The following is a 9262-nucleotide window of genomic DNA, read 5'->3' on the forward strand; positions in this document are numbered from 1 at the left end:
CGGTGGTGTTGGCGGTGACGTTGGTCGATCAGCCGTCGGTTGCCGAGGCGGCGCCGAAGTGGGATCCGCCGAAGCCGAAGGATGTTGCCGGACTGCGGGTGACTGACGCAAAGCCGCAAGCCGTCCCCGCGGCGGCTTTCCCGCAGTCGCGGGTGGTGCGAGGCGCTCGCCCGGTGACCTGGCCGGCGGGTACGGCGATGGCCCGCCCCACGGTGGCGGGTGCCCATCGGGCCGGTGACCTACCGGTAACCGTGTCGGCCGTGGAGCCGAAGGGCGTCGGCGCTCGAGGTATTGCCGCGCCGGAGGCGGTGTCGGTGCGGGTGTTCGACCGGGCGGCGACAGCGCGGGCGGGTGCGCAGGGTGTGCTGTTGAGTCTGGGCCGCGCGGACGACAGGTCGGGCGCTGGCCGGGTGTCGGTCGGGGTGGACTACTCGGGGTTTGCGCACGCGTTCGGTGGTGACTGGGGTTCGCGGTTGCGGCTGGTGCAGCGTCCCGCCTGCGCGGCGACCACGCCACAGCTGCCGGAGTGCCAGACGTCCACGCCGGTGCCGACGGTGAACGATCCGCAGGCGTCGACGGTGTCGGCGCAGGTGAGCCTGTCGGGTGAGGCGGTGACGCTGCTGGCGGTGCAGGCGGACTCGGGCGGCGACAACGGTGATTACAAGGCGACGGACCTGTCGCCGGCCGGAACGTGGGATGTGTCGACCCAGACGGGTGACTTTTCCTGGTCGTACGAGATGCGGATGCCGCCGGGGCTGGGTGGTCCCGAGCCGTCGGTGGGCCTGGCGTATTCGTCGGGCAGTGTGGACGGGTTGACCGCGATGTCGAACAACCAGGGTGGCTGGGTCGGCGACGGCTGGGCCTCCTGGCCCGGTTTCATCGAACGGCGCTACGCCTCCTGCGCGGACGACAACCCGAGCCATAAGACCGGCGACCTGTGCTGGTTCAGCGACAACGCGACGCTGTCGATGAACGGCCGGGCGGGGGAGCTGATCCGGGACGGTTCGGTGTGGCGGTTGAAAGACGACGACGGCACGAAGATCGAGCGGCTCACCGGCTCGGCGCGGGACAACGGGGACAACGACAACGAGTACTGGAAGATGACCACCACGGACGGGGTGCAGTACTACTTCGGCTACCACAAGCTGCCGGGCTGGTCGTCAGACAAGCCGGTGACCAACTCGACGTGGACCGCCCCGGTCTACGGCAACAACGTCGATGAGCCGTGCTACAACTCGACGTTCGCCAACGCCCGCTGTGACCAGGGATGGCGGTGGAACCTCGACTACGTGGTCGACCCTAACAACAACTCCCTGGCGTACTTCTACAAGAAGGAGACCGGCGCGTACGGGCGGAACATGACGCCGACGCAGCGGACCACCTACGACCGGGGCGGCTACCTGGACCGCATCGAGTACGGCATGCGTGAGGGCTCCGAATACAGTGCCGCCGCACCGCTGCGGGTGCTGTTCGAGACCAAGGAGCGGTGCCTGTCGAACTGCTGGACGGGCACTGCCTGGACGTCGGATCCGAAGCCGAACTCATGGCCCGACACCCCGTGGGACCAGTACTGCAAGGAATCCCCGTGCACCGAACTCGTCTCGCCGACGTTCTGGTCGGCGCGGCGGCTGTCGAAGGTCACCGCGCAGCTGCGTAACGGCACCTCGTCGTACCGGGACGTGGAGTCCTGGGCGTTGCGGCACGAGTTCATCAACGCCGGCACCGGTGAGGGCACCCCGATGTGGCTGCGCGGCGTCACCCGCACCGGCCACGTGACCACCGCCGACGGCGCGGTCGTCTCCGACCCGGAAATCACGTTCAACCCCGGGGCCGAGCCCTTGGCCAACCGGGTCGACGGGCCTGCCGACCAGCGCACCGAGCTGAACCGGTGGCGGATCAAGCAGATCCGCACCGAGTCCGGCGGCGACATCCTGATCACCTACTCGGGGCATGACTGCACCCGCAGCAGCCTGCCGACGCCGCACTCGAACACCAAACGGTGTATGCCGGCGTACTTCTCCTGGCCGGGCAGCGGCGACCCGACCCTGGACTGGTTCCACAAATATGTGGTGACCCGCGTCGATCAGGATGACCTGGTCACCGACCAACCACCTCAAACGACCTTCTACGACTACCTGGACAATCCGGCCTGGGCGTACAACACCGACGAGCTGACTAAGGACAAGTACCGCACCTGGGGCGACTGGCGAGGCTACGGCCGGGTACGCGTGCGCCAGGGCGACCCAACCAACGGGGTGCAGACCTCCGTCGAGTACCGCTACCTGCGCGGCATGCACGGCGACAAGCAACCCACCGGCACCCGCGACGTGCAGGTGTCTGGTACCTGGGGTGGGTCCATCACCGACCACGAGGCGCTACGTGGCTTCCTGCGGCAGGAGATCACCTACAACGGGGCCAGTAGCAGCGGCGTCAACGGTGCCGAGGTGTCCTCTACGGTGAACGATCCGCTGCGGGTGGGACCGACCGCCACCCGGGAACGTAACGGGGTGACCACCAACGCGTGGCGCGTCGACACGGCCTCGACCCGTGCCCGTACCGCGCTGGCCGCTGGCGGGTTCCGTACCACCAAAACCGCTACTACCTATAACTCGGACGGATTCCCGGAGGAGGTGGACGACTTCGGTGATGAGAACGCCACCGGCGATGAGACCTGTAGCCGGATCAGTTATGCCCGTAACGCGGCCACGTGGATGCTCGACCGGGTCAGCCAAACCGAGGTGCTCTCCGGCACCTGCGCCGCCGCGACGAAACCGGCGAATCCGACCACGGTGCTGAAACGGACCCGGGCCTTCTACGACACCTACACCAACGACTCGTCATTCGGCGCCGCCCCGAGCCGAGGCAACATCGTCCGCACCGAGGACCTGGACCGGTTCAACGGCTCCACCCCGGAATACGTCCGCACCGCAACGCACACCTACGACACCAATGGCCGGGTCACCTCGACCACCGACGCCCGGAACTACACCACAACCACCAGCTACACCACCAGCAATGGCGGGTTGGTGACCCGGACGGTGGTGACCAACGCTCTGACCCAGGCGACGACCACCGATCGGGAACCGGCGTGGGACCTGCCGACGAAGGTGACCGACCCGAACGGGGCGGTGACCGATCAGACGTACGACGGGCTGGGCCGACTCACCAACGTGTGGCAGCCAGGACGGAACAAGGCCACCCAGACCCCGCACATGAAGATCAGCTACCTGGTCCGCAACAGTGGTGGTCCGACTGCGGTCACCACCGAAACGTTGCTGGTTACCGGCAGCACCTACCGCAAGTCCGTCGAACTCTTCGACGGATTCCTCCGGCCACGTCAGACCCAGACCCAGGCCACCGGCGGCGGGAGGCTGTTGACCGAGACGTTCCACAACGCCCGCGGCGAGGTGGAGTGGACCTCCGCCCCCTACCACGACACCACTAACGCCGCACCATCGACGACGCTCGGCACCCCGCAGGGACAGATCCCGTCGATCACCGAAAAGAAGTATGACGGGGCGGGCCGGCAGACCGAGGAAATCCTCAAGGCCCTCGGGGTGAAGAAGTGGAGCACCACCACCATTCACGGCGGGGACCGCACTCACACCACCCCACCGGTCGGTGGCACCGCAACCACCACGATCCTCGACGCCAAAGGCCAGGTCAGCAAGCTGCGGCAGTACAAGAACCAGGCCGACGTGGGCTCGACCGATCCGGCCAAGTACGACGAGACGCAGTACACCTACACCCTGCTCGGCCAGCAGAAAACCGTCCGCGACCCGGAAGGCAACACCTGGTCGTACCGCTATGACCTGCGCGGCAGGGAAGTCGAATCGATCGACCCGGACAAGGGAAAGACGACCTCCACCTACGACGCGGCCGGCAACATCGAGACCACCACGTCGCCGACGGGCACAGGAACCGCGACCGTAAACCTCGCCTACACCTACGACGAACTCGGCCGTAAGACCACCGTGCGCGACGGCAGCACGACCGGGGCGAAGCGGGCCGAGTGGGTCTACGACACCCTGCCCAACGGCAAGGGCAAACTCACCTCCGCGACCCGCTACGTCGGCGGGCAGGCCTGGATCAACCGAACTGACTCCTACGACGCCTACGGCCGCCCCACCTCCACTTCAACAGAGGTGCCAGCGGCCGAATCGCAGCTGTGCGCGGCAGCAGCACCAACCCCCTGCATCTACACCACGACCACGAGTTACCGGGTCAACGGCAAGGTCCACCAGGTCACCCTCCCGGCTGCGGCGGACCTGCCGTCAGAACGGCTGACGTTCGGCTACAACGATGTCGACGCCGAAGCGTCACTGCTGTCACCGGCGCAGATCTACGAGGCGGTGACCTACAACAAGCTCGGACAGCTCACCGGTCGAGAGTTCGGCGAATACGGCTACCGCGTCGCGGTCACCTCCGACTTCGACGAACCCACGCGTCGGCTCAAGACCACGAACGTGGTACCAGAGCTGAAGCCGGAAGCGGCGAACTGGACCTACGACTACGACCCGGCCGGCAACGTCACCAAAATCAAGGAACAGCCGCAGGGGCAGACCGCCGACAGCCAGTGCTACAGCTACGACTACCTTCGGCGAATGACCCGGGCATGGACACCCAACACCGGTGACTGCGCGGCGAGTCCCACCGTGGCCGGCCTCGGTGGCCCGGCACCCTACTGGCACTCCTGGACCTTCGACGCCACCGGAAATCGACGGACCGAGACCCGACACGCGGCGACCAACACCGTCTACACCTACACCCACCCGACGGCAGGCTCGGCCCGGCCGCACACCGTCACCAACGTCACCGCCACCGGCGGCGCCACGTGGAGCCGCAACTACGGCTACGACAACGCGGGCTACACCATCACCCGACCCACCGCCAGCGGCGCCACCCAAACCCTGTCCTGGAATCCCGAGGGACGCGTCGACAGCCTCACCGAAGGCTCCGCCACCACCAGCTTCCGCTACGACGCTGACGGCAACCGACTCACCCGCACCGACGCCACCGGTAAAACCCTTTACCTACCCGGCGGCCTGGAAGTCCGCTACACCAACTCCACCACCGCCAAGACCGCAACCCGCTACTACAGCCACGCCGGCGCCACCATCGCCGTCCGGACGAGCAATAGCCTGCACTGGATCATTAGCGACCACCACGGCACCGCCGAACTCACCATCAACGCCACCACCCTGGCCGTCGCCAAACGCCGCACCCTGCCCTACGGCGACACCCGCGGCAACACCACCGGCACCTGGCCAACCACCATGGACAAAGGCTTCGTCGGCGGCACCAAAGACACCACCGGCCTCACCCACATCGGCGCCCGAGAATACGACCCCTTCCTCGGCCGCTTCATATCGATTGACCCCGTCATGGATCTCGCGGATCCACAGCAAATGCATGGCTACACCTACAGTAACAATTCGCCGGCCACCTATAGCGATCCAACGGGTCTTTACTTTGAAGAGGACAGTCACGGCCAAGGGCGTCGAGCCCAGGTCGTCAAATCGCCTTCCGGAAAGAGCAAGGTTAAAGTCTCCGGGCGGCCGGTGAAGGTGCCTAGCAAGAAGGGGAGTGCTACCACTACCGCGCATGGCAAGGGGAAGAGCAAGAGTAACAAGGGCCCGGGTTCGGGTGCTAACTCGAATGACGGTTTCACTGGTAGCTCACTAGGCTTCTACCAGGCGCGGTGGTGCTTGGACATGGGGCTTCTGGCATGCGCGAGAGGGATTGTGATTCAACAGAAGGCGCTCGACGTGTCGAATCGGATTGCTGACAACTTCCGCTGGTCGACCGGGCGCCGTAACGCATTTCGCCATTCCTACTGGATGGGACTGATGACCGTGCACGGCTTCACGTATGACGACGCGGTCGCGCTCGGTGTCGCGCACGAGAAGGACACGGACACACCAGGGGAACTTCCAGGTTCTGCTGACTCGAACGCTGATCTGCACAACAATTCGGTGGGTGCGCGGATCGGCGTGGACGTTCGACCATGGTATGTGGCTGCCGCCGGGGTCGGAGCCACCACCAAGCATGAGAAGGCGCTTGAGGATAGGCTGTTTCTGATGGTAGGAGGAGGTGCTCCAGGCCGTGGCCCCGGAGCACCCGAGAAGGGACGCGCCTCTTACGTCTCGGTGTGCACCCGCGACGGTTGGCTCGTCATGATCGAACCAGGGAAGTAGAACGTGCGAAGAACTGGGTCGCGACAAGGGCAACTAGTCGTTCGGAGATTGTCGTTCTTGGTGGCCGCTCCGATAGCTTTGCTGCTTCTCGCGCTTGCAGGTGGGTGTCAGTGGTCCTCGTTTACGGGCGTGCATGTCACGATCTCCGAATCGGTCTGGTCGAATGACGGGTGGGTATATTATCTTCGCGAAGAGGCATCCGAGGGCAGGCAGTTGTGGCGGCAGCGGCCGGACCGACGGTCGGGCGAGCTTGTTCTGGACCAGACCGCCGCTAGATCGGTGTGTGCCGATGGCTCTCTAAGCTTTCTCCATCGTTCCCCAAGTGGAGGGCTGAGAGTGGCGGTGGAGTGCGATTCCAGCACCCGCACGGAGTTGCTTGCCTACTCCGAGGGTGAACACCAGCTTGAGTCACTTGCATCGGTTCCGTTTCTAGGAGATGTAGCTCTCGTCGATAGTAAGGCGACTGGATATGCGGAAGTACCACGCGGATGCGGTATCGCCCTCCAATCTCTTGTAAACGGCAAGCTTGAGGATTTTGATTCCGTCGTAACGACAGACGGAAAAGCGTTTGATATTAGCGGCGAGGACGGCGATTGTGCATCGGCTGCCTGGGTGCAGTCGCCTGTGGTGGTTGACGGGCGCTTGTTCTTCTTGATCGCAACGAACTCGGTCGGCAGACTGCCGGTCCAGGGGCCGAGTGTGCTGGAGGAATTCACCTGGCAGCTCGTTCAGTGGGATCCCAAAACTGGTTCAGCGAGGATTGTCGCCGAAGTTCCTGGCATTGCTGACCTTGCGGCGAACGATCAGAGTATTGTCGTGGCGGTCCACGCTCGAAGCGAAGAAAGCGGGGTGTGGTCGGTTGACGTGGCCAGTGGGGAGATGTCGAGAATTGTGGATGGTAAAGAGGCGTACCATCCGAGTTTCTCGCCTGATGGCAAGGATTTCGTCTACGTCGAGGACCTTAGTCGCCTGAGATTTGCTTCGTTGCCTACTAATAAGTAATCGAGGGTCATGCACGGTCTCCGGCGAGTCCGGAGACCGTGCATGCACGATGAGCAGACCCAGCGGCGGTGCTGTAGCGGTTGGATACGCGGATACCTGGTCGCAGTACCGGAAGTCGAACAACACCCTCAGGTAGTTGGATAGCATGCAAAACCAAACTCAGACCATCATCCTTCATTTCCGAATTCCCGGCTATGACCCGCTGAACCGCCCACCTCTTAACCCCATCTGTCGAACGCTATTTCCGGCAACGGTAGCTGCTAGTGAAGTCTCAGGCTAAAGGAAGGGGGCGAAGGGTCCTTCTGGCGCTCTTCGCCGCCGTCCTCGTCATCATCTGCTGCGGTGGCATCGTCAGCGCTGGTATCTGGCCTCCAGTGCGAGAACACTCCTTGTGTGGACACTTCGAGTCTCCGCTGGGGGGAGCAATTGTCCTGAGCGCTGATGGCGCTGCGTCGATTTCGAACGTTTCTTTCGACATCAACGAAGGGCGCAGCGGCAGGGAAAGAATTTCCGGGAGCGGTGATTGGCGGCTTGAGAAGGGCGGCATTGGGGGCGCAAAGGTGGCCTTTAACCTAGACGGTGCCGCGGTTGGGTTCGATTTGAGAGTGAAGCGGAGTTGGCTAGGACATGTGCAGTTCTGGCACTACCTGGGCGACCCCGACAGCGGGAAACGGGAAACTTTCGACCGAGTTTCCGCATGCCAGTGATGACTAGGAGTTATGGGCGGTTGGCGGCGGGGATTGTCGTATCCTTGGCCTGCCTTGCTGCTGTCGCTGTGGTCTTTTCGGTAAGCAGATGGTCCAGTGGCCAACGCCCCGAACTTACTGATTCAGCAGTGGTGGGATCATCGTGGCGGGGGAGTGGCGCGTCTGAACTGATCATTGCGGGCGACCGGACGTTCTCCGCCAAAGGGCTCCCGTCTTCGCTGGTTGGCTCGCAGGCGACTACGTCTACCGTGTCCGGTGTCGGGAGATGGTCCATTCAGGCGGATGTGAACGACTCCAGTGAGAAGAAAACCCAGCTTGCGTTGGTTTTCGAGGATCTCGACGACGTTCCCGTCCCCTTCTCTCGGTCAAGCTCGTATCGGATCTGGCTGACGGGAAGTTGGTTCTATTCTGGATCGTCAGTGACCCTGATCTCGGTCACCGCGTCACACTTGAAAGGCGTATAATGGCGATTAGGGGCAGTTGGATGCTCCGCGATATGAAGCCTGATCTCCTGTATGTAAATTGATGTGAAGGCCCGGGAGGGTGCTAACTTCTCTAGCACCCTCCCGGGTCTTTTCCATCGATAGATTACAGGTCTGAATGGCTAGGCTAAGTTGGGTTCGAGGGTCAGGCCGCATATACCCATGCCCCTGTTCCCGAGGAGGCGAGAGGATCTCCCGAGGACGGCGGCGTTCCAGGGTGAAGACAGTCCGTTAGTCTTCATTGCGCCTTGGTCCTGGTTCTGGGCATAGCGATCTATGTGTTCAACAGGGTCTTCGAGGGGGGCATTCGCCCTAGTCTCACCAGGGACATCGTGGTAGGCGCGTGGCGCGACGCCGACGGTGGTGAGGTCACCTTCGATTTTATGTCGCTAGATCAGAGTGAATACGGAGCACTATGGCTCGCGGCTGCTGTCGAACACGGTCGACGGAAGCGTAATTCTTTACTGGCACGTCGGTGACTCGGATCTTAACCGTCAGGTCGTGCTCGAAAAGGTGTGACCTGTAGCCGCAGATTCGGCTGGCGACCGGCCCCGGACGCGGGTTCGGGCCCAATGGCGCTTCCTTAAACCAGGACTCGATGTCGTCGAGGGGCTGCCGGACCAAGTGTTGCCTCAGTTGATCAAACTCGGGTGCGAGCGGCTGGACCGAGTGGCACGAAGCCTCCCACACTGAGCGTGGTCACATCTGTGGTCACAAGGCAAGATCAAACAGCTGTAACCACGTGGTACTCGGCGGCAGTAGGCGTCACTTACTGTGAGCGCTTTCCATCTGGGGTAGCGCGAGCGGGTCAGGCGTTGGGTGTCACTCGCGGGTGAGTCCCGGTGGCAGCGCGTCTTCGTCGGGTCGGACCCGG

General features: G+C 63.4%; 4 protein-coding genes. 2 read left to right on the top strand and 2 right to left on the bottom strand.

What is annotated here, in order from left to right:
- Positions 1 to 427: 427 nt before the first annotated feature.
- Both SM447_RS16050 and SM447_RS16055 read right to left on the bottom strand, forming a co-directional pair.
- A complete protein-coding gene (locus tag SM447_RS16050) occupies positions 428 to 652 on the bottom strand; it encodes a hypothetical protein (RefSeq protein ID WP_474573586.1) in 225 nt (74 codons plus the stop codon).
- 237 nt (positions 653 to 889) lie between these two features.
- Positions 890 to 1108, bottom strand: coding sequence for a hypothetical protein (locus SM447_RS16055; RefSeq protein WP_474573587.1), 219 nt, complete (start codon positions 1106 to 1108; stop codon positions 890 to 892).
- On the opposite strand from SM447_RS16055, the gene SM447_RS16060 reads away from it, so the two are divergent.
- On the top strand, positions 1101 to 6197 hold the full coding sequence (locus SM447_RS16060) for an RHS repeat domain-containing protein (RefSeq protein ID WP_474573588.1): 5097 nt from the start codon (positions 1101 to 1103) through the stop codon (positions 6195 to 6197). The two genes, SM447_RS16055 and SM447_RS16060, sit on opposite strands and share 8 nt — an antisense overlap.
- A 336-nt stretch (positions 6198 to 6533) precedes the next feature.
- Positions 6534 to 7199, top strand: coding sequence for a TolB-like translocation protein (locus tag SM447_RS16065; protein WP_474573589.1), 666 nt, complete (start codon positions 6534 to 6536; stop codon positions 7197 to 7199).
- The last annotated feature ends 2063 nt before the right edge of the window (positions 7200 to 9262 follow it).

This window comes from Micromonospora aridisoli (assembly GCF_056150025.1).